We start from the raw sequence: 18662 nt of genomic DNA, 5'->3' as shown, positions 1-18662 counted from the left end.
TTCACACGCTCCGATAATGTTTACTTTTAAGCTCAAAAATCGTTTGGCAATCAATGCAGCGAGTACAACCCTGTGATGCAATGCGGCGTGCTTCTGAAATAGGCTTGTCGCAGTCTTCACATTCAAAAGCGGAAACACTAACTAAGCGGTTAGTAATGGTTTTGATTTGTTGCTCACGCATGAGCATTTCGTGCTCGCTAGCGCGGTCAATTTCTTTAGACATGATCTAACTCCGCAGCTAGGTTTGAGTAATGCTCAGATTCACCAACTAATAACTGGTGAATTTGTTCGTCATTTAATTTTTCATTGATTAACTTGCATGCAAGGGCATCAAGGCGAGATGAAAATTTGTCATACATGGTTTTGCGTTCATCTTCGCGAATTGCTGTAATACTGATAGCGACAGCGGAGTAATCGCGCTTACCGGTTGCAGTATCAACACCTATCAAAATTGGCTTTATCTCTTTATTTTTCATTATCCAACCCTCAGATTTAGAATGCAGGAATCCCTGACGCGCTAACGTCATTAATTTGTTTATTTATCTTAAATAGGCATGGCGATATGTTTAGGTAATAGCGCCGCGAGTGCTTTAATTTGGTTTATTGCTGAAATAATTGCTTGTTGTTCCTCTTTATTAAATTCATCGAAACCTAAATGATGTTGATTGCTTTTTATTTCCGCTAAATAAAAAATCATATTTAGCATCCGTACATCACTTAATTTCAAGTACTCAATAAATCCGGCTAGCTCTCTATTATCTGGATTTTGTTTATCACAATGAAATACAGATGTTCTTAACTTCGCGGCTTGGTTTAACCCATTTACTCTATTTTCAAAGGTTGCCCCTTGATTCTGGTAAAGCTTGATATTTGCTTGGTGCGCTATTACATCCGCTGGCCTTGCATCTTGCTTTACGTTATCGAGCAACTGGATTAACTGTTTAGTTTTCACTAATACAGCCGCTGAATTACTCATTGTTTTTATCTAATAGCAACTGAGAACAAGTACAAGAAAAATAAAATACCACCGACTAATAATATTTTGTCCATCAAAGATAATTGACGTTTTTTATTGCTTTTAAATTTATTAACGGATGAACCGGTTAATTTATGTTTATGCTGTTGCAAATGTAATTGAGTCATTTTTTTCACCATATAAACAATCAATATATTTAGTCGCTTGAGCCATGGAATCAAATAACCCGTAAGAATCATCATTTCGTTGAACATGAAAACGGGTTACTGGATTCATAGCTTTAGCCGGTAACTTAACGATTAGAAAGCCACGATATTTAAAGCTATGGGTTGATATTTGCTCTATACAAGCTCTCATGTTTTCACCTAGCCCTTTAAAGCGTTCTCTACAGATTTTAAATTGTCTGGAACGACATCTAAATCTTCCATAAGCTTTTTAGCTCGCTTAAACCAACTATCTTTCCAGCCCATTCGCTCCGCTGCTGGAAGCTTACGAGCAACTTCCCAGCACATTTCTAAATACTCGTTATACATAATCATTAAACGCATATCACTGAAACCCTCTCCGTGAATTTGGCGCTCTGTACGAATAGGTAAACGGCGGCGATCCATTAACTTTCTAACACTACTTTCTGACTTGCCAGTTCGACGACAAAATTCATCAGCGGTGATCGGGTCTGGGATTTTGAACAACAGTTCTAACAATTTCTCGTTCATGTGATAATCTCTCTCCTTTGGGGTATTTCTGCAATGAATTACCCCGTTGTGCTAAGTTTAAATCAATTCTGCCTTAAATAGTTGAGAACTGCAATATGAAAATCAGTATTGGAGAGAGATTGCTTTTGATCCGTGAAAGCGAAAGGCTCTCAAGTAGACCGGAAGTTGCTGAAATGCTTGGTATTCCTACTAATGCATTATGGCGTTATGAAACTGGCAAAACTATGCCAGATGTAGACGTGGTCACAAAAATATTAAACCATCCTAGATTTGAAAAATATGCTTTGTGGTTTATTACAGGTAAAACAGCCCCTGAGTCTGGGCAAGTAGCACCTGCACTTTATGATCCTAAAAATTATGAAACAGACGAGGAAAAACAAGCATGACCTTAAATGATAAGCTTAACGAAATGCTACATGTAGAAAAGATTAAAATGGCTGTACCGCAAAATATCAACTGGCTTTCTGTCGAACGTATTTTGAAACACCGAAAATTAGAAAAGTATAGCTTATGGATTACGACCGGAAAGATACTTCCTGAAGCTGGTCAAATTTCACCGGCTATCGCGCACAGTGGGCATACTCTAATAATTTAGTTGTTTATACGTACAAAAATTGGTTGGAAATATACCAACATTATATTTGTAATGAAAATCTAGAATTACCTCGTTTAACCGGAGGGCGCAACAATGACTATTAAGGCGCTTGAAGGTGGACGTTACAAAGTGGATATCAGACCGCAGGGCAGATCAGGAAAGAGAGTTCAGCGGATATTTAAAAAGAAAGCCGATGCAATAGCTTATGAAAGAAGCGTCATGCTGACGGCTAATAGTGAAGAGTGGAACAGCGAAGCAAGAGACTACAGATCATTAAATGATATATGTGATATTTGGTGGAATTTTATTGGTCGCAACCTAAAGTATTCAAAAAAATACAAGGCTATTTTAACAAGAATAACTAAGGATATGGGTAATCCTGCTGTATACCAGATTACACCTAAGTTATTAGCTAGGTACTGCTCTGATAGATTACAAAGTGGCGTGAAGGCATCAACTATCAATAGAGAGTTTAATTTGCTAATGAGCATTTTTACTTCATTGGCCGAAATTGGCGAGTGCTCTAAAAGTAACCCGATTAAGTCTCTTGGTAAGTTGAAAGAAGAAAAACCAGAAATGGCCTATTTGACAAAAAGTGATATTGAAAAATTACTTAATGTCATGACCGATGATTACTTACGCATAACTATTTTATGTCTAAGTACGGGGGCAAGATGGGGAGAAGCCATTAGTTTAAAGGCTGAAAACTTATTACATGGGCGAGTTACATTTATGAAAACAAAAAATGGTAGACATAGAACTGTTCCCATTTCTGATGATGTAATGAGAACTGTAAAAGTAAAAGATTCTGGATTACTTTTCGATGTTGATTACGTCACGTACAGATCAATACTGAAAGAAGTTAAACCAGATTTGCCGCATGGTCAGGCAGTGCATGTTTTACGGCATTCTTTTGCAGCGCACTTTATGATGAACGGTGGCAATATTCTTACTCTTCAAAAAATCATGGGTCATGCGAGTATTCAGCAAACAATGACATACGCACACTTTGCCCCTGACTATTTAAATGAGGCCATTTCATGCAACCCTTTAAGGGGAGGCATCCACATTCCATCCACCGATATGGGGTGTAATGATGCGAATTAACGTATCACAAAATTCGTAAGCTATTGAAAAATATTGCTAGCCCCGATGTTCTGGGGCTGGCAATGACCGCCTAGGCGGTCTTTTGTTTGACTGAAACCTAAACTATTTAAGCTGTTTATTAATTAGCTCCATAAGGAGTTTATTTGCGAGATCAATATGAGTAGTTTCTTGCTTAATTAATTCTTTTTGTTGCTCGTTGTTTAATTTGTTGAACGCTTTTTCTTCAGCAATTGTTCTTTTAGTTGAGTGCAAACCCCCTCCAAAAGCAATGGCAATATTCATTGGTTCCATTTTATTTTCTTGTGAATGCTTAGCAACTTCAACAAACAGAGGCATACAAATTTGTAAATGTAATGGCAGTTCTTGCAACCTAGGTAATCTTTTATCTGCGTTGTTTTTCGCTATCTGTAAAATTTTATCTCGCTTGTCAGGGGGCATGTTTGCAACATATTCTTTCGTTGCATTTTCCTGATTAATAGATTCTTTGTATGTACTAATTAGCTTATCAAGTTTGTCTTTTTCCTTTGGATGATCGGTGAGTATTTTGTTTCGTAATGCCTTGATCGCACCCGTAAGTTCTTTTTGATTAAAACTCTGTTCTGTATTTAACTGTTGACCAAGAGTCGGATGATCAGCAAGTCTTGATAAGAGCTCAGATATCTTAGAGTTAACGCCATTGCTTCTAAAGATACCTTCTTGTTTAATAAATGCTGGGTTGTTCAGCAAAGCTGAAATGGCTTTGTTCATGCTAATAAAATCTTTTTTATCATCCTCTGATATATCAGCATACTGCTTGATTAATTCAATGTTCTTTGAGCTGATATTGTTGGATTTAGCCTTTTCTTGTTCGGCTTCTTGGGCTCTTTGAGGTTGCTGCTGAGTTAATAATTCTTTTACTATCATTCTGTGTTTATTCTGATGCTGTTTGGTATGATTTAGCTCAAGACGTTGATTTACAGAGTTTTCAGTATATTGGTTATTGATAGGTACGTGTAAGCTTGTTGTTGTATTTTTAAGATATGCGGGGTTCTCTACAATTTCAATCTTTGCCAATTTCTGTTTTAACATAAATCTGAGTTTATGATATGTGGAAATAATGGATTGAATTACTGTGTTTTTAACACTTTTTAGTGAGTGAATAAAAGACGTATTTTGTATCTTCTCAGGTGGTTTTTCTTTATTAGTGTGTACTAGACTCGTATTTATTTTTAAAGCTGACATGTGCATTACTCCAAAGTTAAAAAGCCAAAATAAGTTTAAATTCATTCATGTGCTATCTCTTACATAAAAAGCTATAATTGCTTAACTTAATAATAAATAAGTCAATCTATCGATGAGCTACTCTTTATTTCAGCTACAAAAACAACAGGAAAAATCAGACATTCGCTTGATTGTTTTCTTGTTGTTCACTCTTTGTATTGTGGCGATAGTTTCACTCAGCGCTGGAGAGATATGGTATTGGCCAAATCAATGGATGGATAACTCCGCACAGCTGTTTGTTTGGCAAATACGATTGCCAAGAATGCTTGCTGTAATCGTCGTAGGGGCAGGGCTCGCGGTTACGGGGGCGATTATGCAGGCTCTATTTGAAAATCCTCTGGCTGAACCTGGTCTCTTGGGGATCAGTAATGGTGCTGGTGTTGCAGTCGTATTCACGATATTAATGTCATCAGGCATCACACACTATGGAATACTGAGTGCTAGCGCGATTACAGGGGCTTTATTGCTCACGGCCTTATTGCTCTATTTTGCCAAACGAAAAAACTTGAATAATGCCAGTTTATTACTGGTTGGCGTCGCTTTAGGCGTCGTGAGTGGCGCTTGTATGACATGGATGGTGTATATGAGCAGTAACCTCGACCTGCGCCAACTATTATATTGGATGATGGGGAGCTTTAGCGGTGTTGATTGGCGGCAATTTGGTTTAGTCGTCGCCTGTATGCCATTTTTAGTGTGGGCGGGATGCCAAGGTAAAATATTAAATTACCTTTCTTTGGGCTCGCTGCAAGCTTATCAATTAGGTGTATCAGTACATAAGTGGCGTATTATTCTTATTATCATTAGTGGTGTATTAATTGGTTTGAGCGTTGCTATTGCTGGTGCCATTAGCTTTATTGGTTTAGTGATCCCGCATATTTTACGATTAAGTGGTTTAACCAATCATCGTTTACTGTTACCTGCTTGTGCAATCGCTGGGGCATTAGGCCTGTTATTAGCTGATTTATTATCACGGTTATTAATTGCGAATGCTGAAGTGCCTATTGGCGTTATTACTGCCACATTGGGTGCGCCAATATTTATTCTGTTGCTTATTCGTCATCAGCAATGGCGGTGAATCAAATGAATACACAGATAATTATTGATATTAAGAATATTACCTCAGAAAACCGCTTAATCAATTTTACTGAATATGTGTTTTCAGGTGAGCAAATCCATCTTTTAGGGGCCAATGGCGCTGGGAAAAGTACGTTACTTTCTGCGCTAAGTGGCTATCTTCCTGTCACAGGTGAAATTTGGCTCAATGGTGAAAATATTCACCATTGTTCTATTGCTCAGTTAGCTAAGCAAAGGGCTTATTTTATTCAGCTTGCGAGCAATGCACCTATCATAAAAGTTTTTCAATACCTCGAACTGTTTCTGCCATTAACACCTGTTGCTGCGGATATTTTTGTGCGGTTGTGTGATGATTTTCAATTATCACCACTTTTACATAAAGGCATTTATCAACTCTCTGGAGGGGAATGGCAACGAGTGAGAGTTTGCGCAGCATTTTTACAGGTTTGGGATGATAGAGACTTAACAGGGAAAATTATTTTATTTGATGAGCCAACCAATAATTTGGATATTATTCAACAGGCAATGCTAGATAAATGGATTAAATATTTTTGTGATTGCGAAGGAACCGTTATAATGAGTGGGCATGACCTGAATCATTCTTATAAAAATGCATCGCGAATTTGGCTATTAAAACAAGGCCAATTATTTGCGTCAGGGAAACCTGCTGAGGTGATGACGGAACATAATTTATCTGACATTTTTAAAACTGAAATTAAGATAAGTCAGAGCACATCCTATAGACAATGGCAAATTATAAATTTTGACGATTAGCCAAAAAGTTGTTTTAATCACTCGTTTTTATGCGGGATAATGCAGGAATGTTTGTCGGTGTTGAGGTTCGGTTAAAGTACAATTAACTAGAATATTCTATTCACAATGAAAACTAGGCTATAAACAATATGAGCAATTTCTTACCATTTTCAAAACCCGCAATTGGTGATGAAGAGGTCAAGGCAGTTGAAAAGGTTCTGCGTTCAGGCTGGATTACCACAGGTCCACAGAACCATCAGTTAGAAGAAGATTTTTGCCAACGTTATGGCTGTAAACATGCAATTGCATTGTCCTCTGCAACCGCGGGGATGCATGTCGTTTTGATGGCATTGGGTATTGGCCCTGGTGATGAAGTGATCACACCTTCACAAACATGGGTTTCAACCATTAATATGATTGAGTTGCTCGGTGCAACACCTGTCATGATTGATGTCGATCGCGATACACTGATGATCCAACCCGAAGCCGTAGAACACGCTTTAACAGCAAAAACAAAAGCGATTATTCCTGTTCACTATGCGGGGGCACCTTGTGATTTAGACGCGTTGCGTTTAATCGCACAAAAAGCAGGTGTTGCGCTAATTGAAGATGCTGCTCATGCTGTGGGTACACGCTATAAAAATGAATGGATTGGTGAGAAAGGTACATCTATTTTTTCATTTCATGCCATTAAGAATGTGACATGTGCAGAAGGTGGTTTAGTTGCCACTGATGACGATGAACTTGCTCAACGTGTTCGCACACTCAAGTTCCATGGTTTAGGTGTTGATGCATTTGATAGACAAATGCAAGGACGTAAACCACAGGCGGAGGTTGTCGAGCCTGGCTTTAAATATAACTTATCCGATATTCATGCTGCGATAGCGGTTGTGCAACTGTCCCGTGTGGAGCAGTTAAACCAACGTCGTGCTGAATTAACGGCGCATTACCGCGAATTGCTGAAAAACTCCCCGTTACAAATGCTCAGTGTCCCTGAATACCCGCATTTACATGCCAATCATTTATTTATGGTGCGTGTTGATAAAGATATTTGTGGTATTGACCGCGATGCATTCATGGAAAAATTAAAAGCACATGATATAGGGACGGGGCTACACTTCCGTGCAGCACATACGCAAAAATATTACCGTGAAAAATATCCTGAATTAACACTGCCAGAATCAACATGGAATAGCGCGACGTTGTGTTCGTTGCCTTTGTTCCCTGATATGACAAATGCAGATGTTGAGCGGGTTGTTAATGCGGTAGAAGCAGTTCTTTTGGAGTCAAAATAGTGTCACACGCAGATGAATTTGATGAGATAAAAAAAGTCTCAGTGGTAATCCCTGTCTATAATGAAGAGCAGAGCTTGCCGCAATTACTTGAACGCACGATTAAATCGTGCAAGCAATTAACACAAAGCTACGAATTAATTTTAGTGGATGACGGCAGTAGTGACCGGTCAGCCGCGATGTTAACTCAAGCAGCAGAAAACCCTGATAACCATGTGATTGCGATTATCCTTAACCGTAACTATGGGCAGCATTCTGCGATTATGGCTGGGTTTAACCAAGCGGATGGGGACTTAGTCATTACGCTTGATGCAGATTTACAAAATCCACCAGAAGAAATTCCTCGCTTAGTGCAAACAGCGATGCAAGGTTATGATGTTGTTGGGACTCGCCGTGCTAATCGTCAAGACTCTTGGTTCCGTAAAACGGCATCTAAGATGATTAATGCGATGATCACTAAAGCAACAGGCCGCTCAATGGGGGATTATGGCTGTATGTTACGAGCATACCGTCGCCATATTATTCAGGCGATGTTGCAATGCCATGAAAGAAGTACATTTATACCGATTTTAGCTAATACATTTGCTCGTAGAACCATCGAAATTGATGTGGCGCATGCGGAACGTGAATTTGGTGATTCGAAATACAGCTTTATGAAGCTGATTAATTTAATGTATGACTTACTGACTTGTTTAACGACAGCACCGCTGCGTTTGCTCAGTGTGGTCGGTAGTGTGATTGCAGCAGGTGGTTTTTTGCTTGCGGTACTATTAATTGCATTACGTTTGATTTTTGGTGCAGAGTGGGCCGCAGATGGCGTATTCACTCTGTTCGCTGTGCTATTTATGTTTATTGGTGCACAATTTGTTGCTATGGGTCTACTGGGCGAATACATCGGTCGAATTTACAATGATGTACGTGCGAGACCTCGTTATTTTATTCAAAAAGTCGTCGGTGCAGACCTTAAATCCGACAAAAATCAGGAAGAAGACTAATGAAAGCTATTGTTTTTGCCTATCATGATATTGGCTGCGTAGGGCTAAAAGCGCTTGAAAAAGCAGGTTTTGATATTCAGGCTGTATTTACACACACTGATGACCCTAATGAAAACCATTTTTACTCTTCCGTAGCACGCCTAAGTGCCGATATGGAACTTCCTGTTTTTGCGCCAGAAAACGTCAACCACCCATTATGGATTGAACGTATTCGCGAAATGAAACCTGATGTGATTTTCTCTTTCTATTACCGCGATATGTTAAGTGAAGAATTACTAGCAATCGCACCGAAAGGGGCTTTCAACCTACATGGCTCATTACTGCCGAAATACCGTGGTCGTGCACCAATTAATTGGGCATTATTAAACGGTGAAAGCGAAACGGGTGTAACCTTACATAAAATGGTTGCGAAAGCAGACGCGGGTGACATCATTGCGCAAGAGAAAGTCACAATCACTGATACTGACACTGGCTTAACATTACACGCTAAAGTTCGTGAAGCAGCGGAAACATTATTAGACAAAACACTGCCTCTGATTGAAGCGGGTAGCTACAAAGCTGTTGCTCAAGATGAAAGCCAAGCGACTTATTTTGGTCGCCGTACTGCAGAAGATGGTCAAATCGATTGGAACCGTAGCGCAAAAGAAATTAACTGCTTAATTCGTGCAGTGACTGAGCCATACCCAGGTGCATTCACATATTTGGGCGCACGTAAAATGATTATTTGGCGCGCTCGCGTGTTGGATGACAACCAAGGTAAAGCTGCAGGTACTGTACTGTCTAATGACCCACTGCGTATTGCTTGTGGCCAAGGTGCGATTGAAGTTGTTAGCGGTCAAAGCGAAACGGGTCTTTACATGCAAGGTAACCGCCTTGCAAACGAAATGGGTATCGTGACTGATGTCCGTGTAGGTGCTAAACCAACTGCACAAGTTAAACGCCGTACTCGCGTACTAATTTTAGGTGTGAATGGTTTCATCGGTAACCATTTAACTGAGCGCCTGTTAAAAGATGGCAACTATGATATCTATGGTATGGATATTGGCTCATCTGCAATTGAACGCTTTATTGGTAACCCACGTTTTCACTTTATTGAAGGCGATGTCAGCATTCACACAGAGTGGATTGAGTATCACATCAAAAAATGTGACGTCATTCTTCCACTGGTTGCGATTGCAACACCAATCGAATACACCCGTAACCCACTGCGTGTCTTTGAATTAGACTTCGAAGAAAACCTGAAAGTAGTTCGTTACTGCGTGAAATACAACAAACGTATTATTTTCCCATCTACCTCAGAAGTTTACGGTATGTGTGATGATAAAGAGTTTGATGAAGACGAATCCCGCCTGATTGTTGGTCCAATCAACAAACAACGTTGGATTTACTCTGTTTCTAAACAGTTACTTGACCGAGTTATTTGGGCATACGGTGCGAAAGAAGGCCTGAAATTCACCTTGTTCCGTCCGTTTAACTGGATGGGACCACGTTTAGATAGCCTAAACTCTGCACGTATTGGTAGTTCACGTGCGATTACTCAGCTGATTTTAAACTTAGTTGAAGGCTCGCCAATCAAATTGGTTGACGGTGGTGCACAGAAACGTTGCTTTACGGATATTAAAGACGGTATCGAAGCACTGTTCCGCATTATCGAAAACAAAGACGGCAAATGTGATGGGCAAATCATCAACATCGGTAACCCAACGAACGAAGCAAGTATTCGTGAACTAGCAGAAATGCTATTAGCAAGCTTTGAAAATCATCCAGAGCGCAGCAAGTTCCCTCCGTTTGCGGGCTTCCGTGAAATTGAAAGCAGCAGCTACTACGGCCAAGGCTATCAAGATGTCGAGCACCGTAAACCAAGTGTTGAGAACGCGCGTCGTCTACTTGACTGGGTTCCGACTATCGACATGAAAGATACCATCGAAGAAACGTTAGATTTCTTCTTACAGGGTGCTGTTGAAGAGTTAGGTAACAAAGACTAATGAAAAAAGTTGGCTTGAGAATTGATGTGGATACCTACCAAGGTACGCTAAAAGGGGTTCCACAATTACTCAAAGTGCTTAAAGAGCACAACATTCAGGCCAGCTTTTTCTTCAGTGTAGGACCCGATAACATGGGGCGCCATTTATGGCGCCTTTTGCGTCCTAAATTTCTGTGGAAAATGCTCAGGTCTAATGCAGCATCCCTGTATGGGTTAGATATATTATTAGCGGGTACAGCATGGCCAGGCAAAAAAATTGCTAAAGATTTAGGCTACTTGATGAAACAAACTTTGGATGCAGGCCATGAAGTTGGCTTACATGCATGGGATCATCAAGGCTGGCAAGCCAAAGTGGCTAAATGGAGTGAGGTCCAACTCGCTGAGCAAGTTAAGCTTGGTGTGGATGCCCTTGAGTGCGCAATTGGGCAGCGTGTTACCTGCTCTGCGGTTGCGGGCTGGCGAGGCGATGAGCGTGTGTTAGAGGTTAAACAAAAGTTTAATTTTGACTATAACAGCGATTGTCGTGGGAAATTTCCTTTCAGGCCTATTTTGCGTGATGGTTCGTTAGGGACGGTGCAAATTCCTGTCACATTACCGACTTACGATGAAGTCGTTGGAACGGTAGTTGCTGACGAAGCATTCAATGATTATATTCTTCAAGCGATTAAAGATGATAGCGGTGTTCCCGTTTATACTATCCACACTGAAGTGGAAGGAATGTCTAAGTCAGAACAATTTTCACAATTATTGGAACGAATTTCACAAGAAGAAATCCAATTCTGTACATTAAGCGAATTGCTACCTGACGATCTGAATTCATTACCAAAGGGGCGAGTGGTGAGAGCACCGTTCCCAGGACGTGAAGGTTGGCTGGGTTGCCAAGAAGAGGAATAAACACACCATGTTAAATAATCGAGCGAGCAAAGTAGGAGCCTCTCTGCTGGCTCTTTTTTTTATCCTAACCTATTTCTTGCCGTTGAATAGTCGTTTACTTTGGCAACCAGATGAAACCCGCTATGCGGAAATTAGCCGAGAAATGCTTCAACGTGGAGATTGGATTGTTCCTTACATGTTGGATGTGCGCTATTTTGAAAAACCAGTGGCAGGGTATTGGATAAATAACATTAGCCAAATGATTTTTGGTGAAACGAATTTTGCGGTTCGTTTTGGTTCAGTTTTTTGTATTCTTCTCAGTGCATTGCTCGTCTATCGCATGGCAAAAATGATGTGGCGTAATAACCATGTTGCTTATGTTGCAAGCTTAATTTATATCTCAATGTTCCTTGTTTTTTCTGTCGGGACCTACAGTGTGCTCGATCCCATGCTATCGTTGTGGATTGCAGCCAGTATGTTTTGTTGCTTGTGGGCAATGAAAGCGAGGGAGGTCAAAACAAAGCTTGCTGCATGGGTTTGCTTAGGGTTAGCCTGTGGTATGGCCTTTATGACGAAAGGGTTCTTAGCCCTTGCTATTCCTGTCATTGTTATGTTGCCTGTTACTATTTACCAAAAACGGTTCCTTGAACTGATAAAATATGGCCCACTCGCTATTATTTCAGCAGTTATCATTAGCTTGCCGTGGGCGTTGGCAATAGCTAAGCAAGAGCCTGATTATTGGAATTATTTTTTCTGGATTGAACACATCAAGCGTTTTACCGCTGATGACGCGCAGCACATAGCTCCATTCTGGTACTATATTCCTATTATTCTACTTGGTGCGCTCCCATGGGCGGGGTTAGTACCTGGATCTTTAATAAAAGGTTGGAAAGAACGCAAATCAAGTCCTGATATGTTCTTCTTACTGTGTTGGTTTGTTGTTCCCGTTCTATTTTTTAGTGTTTCACGTGGCAAACTACCTACTTATATGCTGCCGTTTATGGCTCCACTGGCACTATTGATGGCAAAATATGGTGTTGATTGTGTACGAAATGGCACCATGCGAGCGCTAAAAGCGAATGGCATCATTAATATCATATTGGGGATTGCAGCGGTTATTGCCGTGATTGTAGTGAGTACTGTCATTAAAAAACCATTATATGAGCCTGACGAATGGTCGAAAATGGTTTTGGGTGTGGTTGCTTTCTCTATTTGGGCGATAATTGGTTATTTATGTACTGTCCTAAATGCTAAATATTGGCTGTGGGCGGCCTCGTGCTCCTTAGCGATCAGCCTATGTATTGGGAGCGCTCTGCCGAATAACACCATCGACTCCAAACTGCCGCAGAATTTTATTCATCAAAATCATGATTTATTAATGAATAGTAAGTATTTGATGGCAAGTAATGTAGGTGTAGCGGCTGGGTTAGCGTGGGAAACACAGAATTCCAATATCTATCTTTATAATAGCAGTGGTGAACTTAGCTACGGTTTAGAGTACCCAGATAGCCAGCATCGTATCGTTAAGCCAGATGCATTTGCACAGTGGTTAAGCAAAGCACGTAAAGAAGGGCAGGTTACGGTGGTGTTTTTATTAGGCCGTAATGAAGCTCTCCCTGATATACCTAAGCCAGATGAAGTCATCAAAAATTCACGTATGGCAATTGTGGTTTATCATCAACAATGATTGCGCAATTACTGTTGTTACTGCTTGTCAGTGTACTGACCTGTATTGGGCAAGTAGCTCAAAAGCAAGCTGTGGTGAATTGGCAAAGTGAAAAAGTAAATAAAACCGCATCAGCCATAAAGTGGCTGGTGTTGGCTGTTTTAATGCTAGGCCTAGGCATGTTGTTTTGGTTAAAACTCCTTGAAACCATGCCCCTGAGTATTGCCTACCCAATGCTTAGCATTAATTTTATTCTGATCACGTTGATTGGCCAATTTGTATACAAAGAGAAAACAGGGTTAAACCATTGGCTTGGTGTAGTTGCTATTATGATAGGGATATTACTCATGAGTATTAGCGTATGAATAAAGGCTATTTATGGGTGATTGGTAGCGCCTTATTAGTGACCGTAGCTCAGCTTAGCTTAAAGATGGGGGTAGTTGAATTACCGTCTTTTTCTTTAGGTTGGCATTGGTTGCAAGTTGATTGGTTGTTGGCAAATATCACCAGTTTAAGCATTATCTTGTTAGGGTTAGTGTGTTATGTCTTATCAATGTTGTGCTGGCTGTTTGCACTAAAATATATAGCCTTAAATAAAGCATATCCACTAATTAGCTTGAGTTATGTATTTGTCTATATCTTAGCGGTTGTTTTGCCTTGGTTTAATGAGCCAGCTTCATGGTTGAAAGTCGCTGGAATTGCATTTATCTTGCTGGGTGTTTGGTTAATTAGTCGCTCAACTAAACCACAAGATAGGCATTAATAGCATAATGTGATGAATTGTTTGTTTTTTATTCATCGCACGTTATGATATAAGTTAAATATAGCAATAAGATGGATGATTAAGGTGCTTTATGGTGATTAAAATACAACACTTGCCATTATTACTGTGCTTGGTTTTAATTGGTTGTTCATCAACATCCGTTAAGCGCACTGCACCGCCACCGTTAAAAACCCAGCTGTCAGACCCTATCATGACCATCGCTCAGTTAAAAGACCAGCTAGAACAATGGTATGGCACGCCTTATCATTATGGTGGGATGAGTCAAAACGGTGTTGATTGCTCAGGTTTTGTTTATCGAACTTTTAATGATCGCTTTGCTATTCAACTACCTAGAACTACCGTCGACCAAACACAGCTTGGTACGCGTATCGATAAAACGGATTTAATGCCTGGCGATCTCGTGTTTTTTAAAACCGGCTCTGGCGAAAATGGGTTACACGTTGGTATTTATGACACCGATAACACTTTTATTCATGCATCAACCAGTAAAGGTGTGATCCGCTCGTCAATGGACAACGTGTATTGGCGAAAAGTGTTCTGGCAGGCAAGGCGCATTTAAATGCGCAATTTTTTTCAGTCATTATGCTATCTTAAGAGCAAGTTTTGTTTTTAGGATAGCTCCATGTCAACATTGCGTTTACTCATTTCAGAATCGTTTGACCCTTGGTTTAACCTTGCGGTCGAGGAAACTATTTTTAGGCAAATGTCTGCCGATCAGCGTGTGATGTTTTTATGGCGTAATGCTGATACGGTGGTCATTGGTCGTGCCCAAAACCCGTGGAAAGAATGTAATACTCGCCGAATGGAAGAAGACAATGTTCGCTTAGCACGTCGCAGTAGTGGCGGTGGAGCTGTCTTCCATGACTTAGGCAATACTTGTTTTACGTTTATGGCGGGTAAACCTGAATACGATAAAACGGTTTCTACACAAATTATTGTCGATGGATTGGCTAATGTGGGCATTGTGGCTGAAGTTTCAGGGCGTAATGATTTAGTGCTCAATACGGAAAATGGCCCACGCAAAATTTCGGGTTCTGCTTATCGCGAAACGAAAGATCGCGGGTTTCACCACGGTACACTATTGATTAATGCAGATTTAAGCCGACTAGCCAATTACCTTAATCCTGATCCCAAAAAATTACAGGCAAAAGGAATTACCTCGGTTCGCTCGCGTGTTGCGAATCTTTCTGAACTAGTGCCTAACATCAGCCATGAAACTGTCTGTGAAGGGGTGATTAAAAGCTTTTTTGATCATTTTGGTGAAACAGTTAAAGCGGAGTATATCTCTCCTGAAAAACTGCCTGACCTGCCTAATTTCACGGAAACATTTGCCAAGCAAAGTAGCTGGGAATGGAATTTTGGCCAAGCGCCTGCATTTTCCCATTATTCAGATACTCGTTTTCCTTGGGGTGGGATTGAATTTCATTTTGATATTGAAAAAGGGGTAATTAGTCGTTGTCAGTTTTTTACCGATAGTTTAGACCCAACGCCCCTTGAGTGGCTGAGCGAGCAAATGTTGGGGAAAGTTTATCAAACTGAAACGATCAAAAAATTATGTTGCCAGATGAAGCAACAGTGGCCTGAGTTACAAGATCAACTTAACGATTTAGAGAACTGGTTAGTGCATGAACTAAGTTAAAAAATGAGCCGACATGGTCGGCTCAGACATAGACTTCAAAATACTAACAACTAATAGGAAGGAATGATCTTGAAACTAACTAGTTATGACAACTGCATGTCATAAAACTTTTGCATTCAGGCAGTTCACCAGTTTGACGGAATTTTGCTGGCGTCGTATCAAAATGTTTTTTAAAGATACGAGTAAATGTAGCTTGTGAACTGAATCCATATTGCAGAGCAATATCAAGGATTGGTAAGTTGCCTTCACGTAATGATTTAGCAGCCTCTAACAAACGACGTTTACGGACGTATTCGCCAAGCGTGCATCCTTTCATTTCTTTGAAAACACGCTGTAAATGCCATTTAGAATAACCACTTTTATCGGCTATTGTGTCGATTTTGATGCCTTCATTGCGTTGCAACTGGCTTTCAAGCCATTTCACGATATCGTTGACTACACTTTCTGACATATTTACCTCCTACTCAAGTAGGCTATTGTTCATTAATAACTAATAATAACTCACGAAATTAGGGTCTATTCTTCCTTTTTTTCCGATATATCGATAGGCCAAACGTGCTTTTTTTATATGATAATAACTATTGGTATGATAGTTGTTGAAAAAATCAATGATTTAAACATACACTTACGTATGTTTAAATTTATTTAAATACAAATAGTTATGCTTAAATTTTGTTTTTTATTTCCAATAAAAAATTATTTTATAATAATCAGTCAAATATTTTGACTAAGCAGTTCTAATTTATTAACCAAGTAAATAATTGAAAAATTATATTATAGATTTTATATAACAATAGACAGGAAATTCCGAGGTAATTGTTTTAGTGAAAACAACTAAAAACACAGCATAATTAAGATTAAATATCATCTTTATCACGAATGTTAAAAGAATTAACGTTATCTAGATAAATATGTGGAAACGCAATATTTTTAAGAGCGATATTGTTGTTTATGAGGGTTATTTACTATAAAAAACCGAAGAAAGGGTTTTCGTAAAACCATTTAAAATCAATAGGTAATAAAATTATAGGTCGAGTCATTTTCTATCTATGAAATATTAATCAGGTAGCTGTTCTAATTTTTGACGTATCTGTAACATCACTAAGGGAGTTCCTAGGCTAAAGTTTAGCATTCCTATATCATCGACGATGACTAATGCTTTATTTCGACCCGCGGGTGTCATTGAGATACCTGGAAGCCGCCAAATACTCTTTGCGCCCCCGAGAGTTTTTGCGCTCTCATGGCATACAACGATTAAATCAGGTTGTCCTTCGATAATGGCTTCGGGAGAAAGAGGCTGATATAGTTCAATGTTTGCCATCGCATTTTTAGCACCAATTGCGGTAATAAGTTTATCTGCAGTTGTATTTTTCCCAGCAATTAAGGGGATAACACCACCTTTATTGATAATAAAGAGAACATTTTTATTTATTGGTGATGTCTTAATTTTGCTAAGGTCACTCTGAAATTTTTGGATAAGTTGTTCCCCTAAATGGACTTGATTTATTTGTTTGGCAATTGTACGAATTTTTTTAGGAATGGCTTCTAATGTCATTCCGCGAGCAACTTTAATAACGTGTATTCCTTGGCTTTGTATATGTAACAGGGCAGAAGAAGGCCTGACTTGATCACTGGCTAAAACAAGGGTAGGTTGCATTGAAACAATGTGTTGAGGATTAATTTGTTTTATATCTTCAATAGTTGGAGGTTGCTGTTCTACAGAACCCGAAGTACCTTGAGCAATGATATTGCCACCGAAATTAAGGGCAAAAATAATTTCGGTGATATCATTCCCCAAAGACACTATGCGTTCTTTTGACCATGTACAATTTGAGATACAAAGTGTTATGAACATTAGAAGCCAATATTGCATAAAATAATTTAGTAATTAAATTCGATGTAAAGAAAGTATTTGTTGGCTCCACTGAGTTTGCTCAGGAACCCCCTCAGTACGCTGCCCATACATTTGTATGATTTGGTTACCTTGATTATCGAAGACTTCTAGGCTTGTCACAAACCCGTCTTGTGTCGGTTTTCTCGTCACCCAGCATTCAGAAATACCATTCTCAATAATATGCAAATTGAAATCATTACTAGACATATTAAGCCAATCTGTTTGTGAGCTTTCAATTTTCAGTGGTGAGAGTTTGTTGATAACACCCGTGAAAATTTGGACGCATCCACGATTACCAATAAAAAGCATAATCTCATTTTTGGCTTGGTGGGCGAGAGAGAGTAACTGTGATAGTGAATTTGTTGGGACTTGCCAAGCGAGTTCGTTACTTACTATACGAAAAACTTGCTGGCGACTTAAATTATGCGTTTTTAATAAGGTGAAAAATTGATGAACATCGGACATATCGCGCCATTGTTGTTCAATTTGTTGCTTAGTTTCATCACTAATTTCGCTATTTGAAAATGATAAAACAGTATCGAGTTGTAGTGGGGGGTTATCGATGGACGTATAGTGAGTAATAATGTCTTGCCACACTTTCATGTCAGTGTGTTCACAGGAATAAACTTTATGTATGGCATCCCCATTCTTATCAAAAAATTGAATGCTGTGCCGAATGTCATTCCCTATTTGTTCCGAGAGCGTGAATATGGAATCCCATTGTGCAAAAAACATTCTCAAATCCAGTTTTCCTGGATTAAGGAATAGGCCCGCATGGTCACTAAAACGTGGGTTATCATATACGCCAGTTTGAATACTGACGGCGTAATTGTTGCGTGTAATGGCTTTAGCCTGGCCTATCGTTGATAGCGTATGAAGTAGTTCAGGTTAATGACCTGAAAGCCGTTTTACATTGTCATGACCAACTCGGCGATATAAAAGCTCAGCTTCAGTGATATTAAGCTGAGTAGCTAAATCCCGAGCATACTTATTTGGAAACTGTTGCTTTAACTGTAAGTAGTCTTTGTAATATACTGAGTTCACAATTATTTCC

The 18662-nt window shown here is 39.5% G+C and carries 22 protein-coding genes and 1 pseudogene; 14 read left to right on the top strand and 9 right to left on the bottom strand.

What is annotated here, in order from left to right; translation table 11 throughout:
• Nucleotide 1: 1 nt before the first annotated feature.
• From ACE2AL_RS12280 to ACE2AL_RS12260, 5 genes are all read right to left on the bottom strand, one after another.
• Nucleotides 2–223, bottom strand: coding sequence for a TraR/DksA family transcriptional regulator (locus ACE2AL_RS12280; protein WP_048606886.1), 222 nt, complete (start codon nucleotides 221–223; stop codon nucleotides 2–4).
• Nucleotides 216–476, bottom strand: a complete 261-nt coding sequence (locus ACE2AL_RS12275) for a DUF2732 family protein (RefSeq protein WP_227528854.1) — start codon at nucleotides 474–476, stop codon at nucleotides 216–218. The genes ACE2AL_RS12280 and ACE2AL_RS12275 overlap by 8 nt, the downstream gene beginning before the upstream one ends.
• A gap of 68 nt (nucleotides 477–544) precedes the next feature.
• Nucleotides 545–976 (bottom strand): DUF5347 family protein, encoded by a 432-nt coding sequence (locus tag ACE2AL_RS12270; RefSeq protein ID WP_272528455.1) that lies wholly within the window; start codon nucleotides 974–976, stop codon nucleotides 545–547.
• Between the two features lie 138 nt (nucleotides 977–1114).
• Complete coding sequence (locus ACE2AL_RS12265) at nucleotides 1115–1333, bottom strand: hypothetical protein (protein ID WP_272523838.1); 219 nt, start codon at nucleotides 1331–1333, stop codon at nucleotides 1115–1117.
• A gap of 8 nt (nucleotides 1334–1341) precedes the next feature.
• Entirely contained in the window at nucleotides 1342–1692 is a 351-nt protein-coding gene (locus ACE2AL_RS12260; RefSeq protein ID WP_036962129.1) for a hypothetical protein, read from the bottom strand.
• Nucleotides 1693–1787: 95 nt separating this feature from the next.
• Between ACE2AL_RS12260 and ACE2AL_RS12255 the strand changes: the two genes are divergently transcribed.
• The 3 genes from ACE2AL_RS12255 (at nucleotide 1788) to ACE2AL_RS12245 (ending at nucleotide 3394) form a co-directional block, all read left to right on the top strand.
• The gene (locus ACE2AL_RS12255) at nucleotides 1788–2078 is read left to right on the top strand and encodes a helix-turn-helix transcriptional regulator (RefSeq protein ID WP_272528453.1); all 291 of its coding nucleotides are present in this window, start codon (nucleotides 1788–1790) and stop codon (nucleotides 2076–2078) included.
• A complete protein-coding gene (locus ACE2AL_RS12250; protein ID WP_036962134.1) occupies nucleotides 2075–2287 on the top strand; it encodes a hypothetical protein in 213 nt (70 codons plus the stop codon). The genes ACE2AL_RS12255 and ACE2AL_RS12250 overlap by 4 nt, the downstream gene beginning before the upstream one ends.
• Before the next feature lie 93 nt (nucleotides 2288–2380).
• Entirely contained in the window at nucleotides 2381–3394 is a 1014-nt protein-coding gene (locus ACE2AL_RS12245; RefSeq protein ID WP_102139207.1) for a tyrosine-type recombinase/integrase, read from the top strand.
• A gap of 102 nt (nucleotides 3395–3496) precedes the next feature.
• Here ACE2AL_RS12245 and ACE2AL_RS12240 read toward each other — a convergent pair whose 3' ends face one another.
• On the bottom strand, nucleotides 3497–4615 hold the full coding sequence (locus ACE2AL_RS12240) for a RhoGAP domain-containing protein (protein ID WP_375083537.1): 1119 nt from the start codon (nucleotides 4613–4615) through the stop codon (nucleotides 3497–3499).
• Nucleotides 4616–4727: 112 nt separating this feature from the next.
• Between ACE2AL_RS12240 and btuC the strand changes: the two genes are divergently transcribed.
• The 11 genes from btuC (at nucleotide 4728) to ACE2AL_RS12185 (ending at nucleotide 15714) form a co-directional block, all read left to right on the top strand.
• Nucleotides 4728–5729: a vitamin B12 ABC transporter permease BtuC gene (gene btuC, locus ACE2AL_RS12235; protein WP_206084014.1), complete on the top strand. Its 1002-nt coding sequence runs from the start codon at nucleotides 4728–4730 to the stop codon at nucleotides 5727–5729.
• A 5-nt stretch (nucleotides 5730–5734) separates the two neighbouring features.
• Nucleotides 5735–6502: a vitamin B12 ABC transporter ATP-binding protein BtuD gene (btuD, locus tag ACE2AL_RS12230; RefSeq protein WP_206084015.1), complete on the top strand. Its 768-nt coding sequence runs from the start codon at nucleotides 5735–5737 to the stop codon at nucleotides 6500–6502.
• A 128-nt stretch (nucleotides 6503–6630) separates the two neighbouring features.
• Nucleotides 6631–7776, top strand: coding sequence for a UDP-4-amino-4-deoxy-L-arabinose aminotransferase (arnB, locus tag ACE2AL_RS12225; protein WP_206084016.1), 1146 nt, complete (start codon nucleotides 6631–6633; stop codon nucleotides 7774–7776).
• Nucleotides 7776–8768 carry an undecaprenyl-phosphate 4-deoxy-4-formamido-L-arabinose transferase gene (arnC, locus tag ACE2AL_RS12220; protein WP_206084017.1) on the top strand — a complete coding sequence of 331 codons (993 nt, stop codon included), beginning with the start codon at nucleotides 7776–7778 and terminating at the stop codon, nucleotides 8766–8768. Before arnB ends, arnC begins: the two co-directional genes overlap by 1 nt.
• On the top strand, nucleotides 8768–10753 hold the full coding sequence (gene arnA, locus ACE2AL_RS12215; protein ID WP_206084018.1) for a bifunctional UDP-4-amino-4-deoxy-L-arabinose formyltransferase/UDP-glucuronic acid oxidase ArnA: 1986 nt from the start codon (nucleotides 8768–8770) through the stop codon (nucleotides 10751–10753). Before arnC ends, arnA begins: the two co-directional genes overlap by 1 nt.
• Nucleotides 10753–11646, top strand: coding sequence for a 4-deoxy-4-formamido-L-arabinose-phosphoundecaprenol deformylase (arnD, locus tag ACE2AL_RS12210; protein ID WP_206084019.1), 894 nt, complete (start codon nucleotides 10753–10755; stop codon nucleotides 11644–11646). The genes arnA and arnD overlap by 1 nt, the downstream gene beginning before the upstream one ends.
• Nucleotides 11647–11653: 7 nt before the next feature.
• Nucleotides 11654–13312 (top strand): lipid IV(A) 4-amino-4-deoxy-L-arabinosyltransferase, encoded by a 1659-nt coding sequence (gene arnT / locus ACE2AL_RS12205; RefSeq protein ID WP_272538609.1) that lies wholly within the window; start codon nucleotides 11654–11656, stop codon nucleotides 13310–13312.
• Nucleotides 13309–13656 carry a 4-amino-4-deoxy-L-arabinose-phosphoundecaprenol flippase subunit ArnE gene (gene arnE, locus ACE2AL_RS12200; RefSeq protein ID WP_206084021.1) on the top strand — a complete coding sequence of 116 codons (348 nt, stop codon included), beginning with the start codon at nucleotides 13309–13311 and terminating at the stop codon, nucleotides 13654–13656. The genes arnT and arnE overlap by 4 nt, the downstream gene beginning before the upstream one ends.
• On the top strand, nucleotides 13653–14054 hold the full coding sequence (gene arnF, locus ACE2AL_RS12195; protein ID WP_206084022.1) for a 4-amino-4-deoxy-L-arabinose-phosphoundecaprenol flippase subunit ArnF: 402 nt from the start codon (nucleotides 13653–13655) through the stop codon (nucleotides 14052–14054). The genes arnE and arnF overlap by 4 nt, the downstream gene beginning before the upstream one ends.
• 91 nt (nucleotides 14055–14145) lie before the next feature.
• Nucleotides 14146–14634: a C40 family peptidase gene (locus ACE2AL_RS12190; RefSeq protein WP_206084023.1), complete on the top strand. Its 489-nt coding sequence runs from the start codon at nucleotides 14146–14148 to the stop codon at nucleotides 14632–14634.
• Nucleotides 14635–14697: 63 nt separating this feature from the next.
• Nucleotides 14698–15714, top strand: a complete 1017-nt coding sequence (locus ACE2AL_RS12185) for a lipoate--protein ligase A (RefSeq protein ID WP_206084024.1) — start codon at nucleotides 14698–14700, stop codon at nucleotides 15712–15714.
• Nucleotides 15715–15793: 79 nt separating this feature from the next.
• Here ACE2AL_RS12185 and ACE2AL_RS12180 read toward each other — a convergent pair whose 3' ends face one another.
• The 3 genes and pseudogenes from ACE2AL_RS12180 to ACE2AL_RS12170 all read right to left on the bottom strand — a co-directional run bounded on the left by ACE2AL_RS12180 (nucleotide 15794) and on the right by ACE2AL_RS12170 (nucleotide 18652).
• A complete protein-coding gene (locus ACE2AL_RS12180) occupies nucleotides 15794–16165 on the bottom strand; it encodes a helix-turn-helix domain-containing protein (RefSeq protein ID WP_206084025.1) in 372 nt (123 codons plus the stop codon).
• Between the two features lie 606 nt (nucleotides 16166–16771).
• On the bottom strand, nucleotides 16772–17518 hold the full coding sequence (locus ACE2AL_RS12175; RefSeq protein WP_272538608.1) for a hemin ABC transporter substrate-binding protein: 747 nt from the start codon (nucleotides 17516–17518) through the stop codon (nucleotides 16772–16774).
• An 84-nt stretch (nucleotides 17519–17602) separates the two neighbouring features.
• Nucleotides 17603–18652: pseudogene (locus ACE2AL_RS12170) on the bottom strand (hemin-degrading factor).
• Nucleotides 18653–18662 lie beyond the last annotated feature (10 nt).

The organism is Providencia xihuensis, from assembly GCF_041953405.1.
GTDB classification, from domain to species: Bacteria; Pseudomonadota; Gammaproteobacteria; order Enterobacterales; family Enterobacteriaceae; genus Providencia; species Providencia vermicola.
Note: the sequence above shows the minus strand (reverse complement) of the source record. Positions and strands in the feature narration are given on the sequence as shown.